This is a genomic window from Dietzia sp. E1, from assembly GCF_014145015.1.
Taxonomy (GTDB): Bacteria; Actinomycetota; Actinomycetes; order Mycobacteriales; family Mycobacteriaceae; genus Dietzia; species Dietzia cinnamea_A.
Genome location: NZ_JAALDU010000323.1, coordinates 1 through 2,520 on the forward strand (window position 1 = coordinate 1; position 2,520 = coordinate 2,520).

Here is a 2,520-nt window from a genome sequence, read left to right on the forward strand (position 1 = left end):
GCCCACGCGAGCGCCAGCGCGGTCGCCTCGGCGGGTCCGGCGGAGTGGCGCAGGATGCCGTGCACGGCGTCGGCCACCGACACCGGCCCGCCGGGCCCGACCGCGCCCGACTCCCGCAATCCCTCCAGCCCGTGCGAGAGCGTGTACATGCCCGAGGGGAACGACGAGTCCGTGAACTGCAGGGCCAGCAGCAACGTCGACAGACCCGCGCGACCCGCGCCCTGCTCACGGCTCGCAGGGCGGCGGCCCTCGTCGTCGTCGGTACTCACGCCAGGTAGTGGAGCTGGGCCAACGGCAGCGTCGTGGCGGGGGCGATGGTGGCGGGCTCGCCGTCGACGGTGACCACGTAGGTCTCGGAGTCCACCTCGATGGTCGGGCAGCGGTCGTTGCGGACCATGTCCTTCTTGCCGATCCCGCGGCAGCCGCGCACGGGCAGGCACGGCGAGGTCAGGCCCAGCTGCTCGGGCACGCTCGACTCGATCGCTGCGGCCGACAGGAAGGTGATGCGCGTGGACTGCAGCGCCCCGCCGTACGCGCCGAACATCGGGCGGTAGATCACCGGCTGCGGCGTGGGCAGCGACGCGTTGGGATCGCCCATCGGCGCCCACACGATCATCCCGCCCTTGATGACCAACGACGGCTTGGCCGCGAACGACTCGACCGGCCACACCACCAGGTCCGCGAGCTTGCCCGGCTCGATCGAGCCCAGGTGGTCGGCGATGCCGGCGGCGATCGCGGGGTTGATGGTCATCTTGGCGACGTAGCGCAGGACGCGCTCGTTGTCATTGGCCTCGCTGTCCTCCGGAAGCGGCCCCCGCTCGACGCGGCAGTGGTGGGCGGTCTGGAACGCGCGCTGCCACGACTCGCCGATGCGGCCCATGGCCTGCGAGTCCGACGAGAAGATCGAGATGATCCCCTCGTCGTGCAGCACGGTCTCGGCGGCGATCGTCTCCGCGCGCACCCGGGAGTCGGCGAAGCTCACGTCCTCCGGGATGTCGTGCGACAGGTGATGGCACACCATCACCATGTCGAGCAGCTCGTCCACCGAGTTCACGGTGTACGGCAGGGTCGGGTTGGTCGAGGCGGGCAGCACGTTGGGCTCGCCGCACACGCGCAGGATGTCGGGGGCGTGGCCGCCGCCGGCGCCCTCGGAATGGAAGGTGTGGATGGTCGAGTCGCCGAGCGCGGCGCGGGTGTCCTCGTAGAAGCCGGACTCGTTGAGGGTGTCGGTGTGGATCGCGACCTGCACGTCGTAGGCGTCCGCCACCTCCTGCACGCAGCGGATCGCCGCGGGCGTGGTGCCCCAGTCCTCGTGGATCTTCAGCCCCGCGGCGCCGGCCACGATCTGCTCGACCGCCGACTCCGGCTGCGAGGTGTTGCCCTTGCCCAAGATCCCGATGTTCACGGGCAGCCCGTCGGCCGCCTGCAGCATCCGCCCGATGTTCCACGCGCCGGGCGTGCAGGTGGTGCCCTTGGTGCCCTCGGCCGGGCCGGTGCCGCCGCCGAACAGGGTGGTCACCCCGTTGCTCAGCGCCTCGTCGACCTGCTGTGGCGCGATGTAGTGGATGTGGGTGTCCACGCCGCCGGCGGTGACGATCTTGTGCTCGCCCGCCACGACCTCGGTGCCGGGGCCGATCACCAGGTCCGGGTGCACGCCGTCCTGCAGGTGTGGGTTACCGGCCTTGCCCACGGCCACGATCCGGCCGTCGCGCACGCCGATGTCGCCCTTGACCACCCCGAGCACCGCGTCGACGATCGTCGCGCCCGTGATGACCAGGTCCAACGCCCCCGAGGCCCGCGTGCCGGCCGGGTCCTGCGCCATGCCGTCGCGGATCGCCTTGCCGCCGCCGTACACGGCCTCGTCACCGTAACCGGGCGAGCCGTCGGTGGTCACCGCGTTGTGGTCGGTCGTGACCTCGATCGTCAACGCCGTGTCCGCCAGGCGAAGTCGGTCACCGACCGTGGGTCCGTAGATGTCCGTGTAGGTCGCGCGCGGGAGCACGGTGGGCGGGCCGGCGGCATCAGGCACACCGTCGGGCGACGGGCTCACCTCGTCGTCGTCGACCTCACTGAGAAATCCCCGCTCGCGCATTCTCTCGAGCGCCCGCTGCCGCACGCCGGGGTCGTCGAGCGGGCCGTCGACCAGGCCGGAGAAGCCGTGACAGACGCGCGCGCCGGCGAAGTCCACGAGCCGCACCGTCCGCGTCTGGCCGGGCTCGAACCGCACCGCCAGCCCGGCGCCGATCGCCAGGTGCCGCCCGTAGGCCGCGCGCCGGTCGAAGCGCAGCTCCCGGTTGGCCTCGAAGAAGTGGTAGTGCGATCCGACCTGCACGGCGCGGTCGCCGGTGTTGGTCACGCGCACCTCGATCGTGCCGCGGCCCGCGCCGAGCGTGATGTCTCCACTGCCGTAGAGGTAGTGCACCGATCCGGACATGGGGCTCCTAAGCTTCTGGTTGCTGGTGCGAGTCAGTGCTGGTGCAAGTCAGTGCGCGTGCGTGTAGACGGTGCCGTCGGCGGCGA

Annotated in this window: 1 protein-coding gene and 1 pseudogene; both read right to left on the reverse strand. The window is 71.5% G+C overall.

Annotated features, from left to right (window positions below; genetic code table 11):
* Nucleotides 1-269 (reverse strand): annotated as a pseudogene (locus tag G6030_RS11030) (urease accessory protein); the annotation flags it as partial.
* Nucleotides 266-2,434 carry an urease subunit alpha gene (gene ureC / locus G6030_RS11035; RefSeq protein ID WP_182643156.1) on the reverse strand — a complete coding sequence of 723 codons (2,169 nt, stop codon included), beginning with the start codon at nt 2,432-2,434 and terminating at the stop codon, nt 266-268. The gene ureC and the pseudogene G6030_RS11030, both read right to left, overlap by 4 nt.
* Nucleotides 2,435-2,520: the final 86 nt, after the last annotated feature.

What these genes read in the sequence shown, in the direction of transcription:
- ureC (WP_182643156.1), bottom strand. Translation starts at nt 2,434, where the DNA reads ATGTCCGGATCGGTGCACTACCTCTACGGCAGTGGAGACATCACGCTC.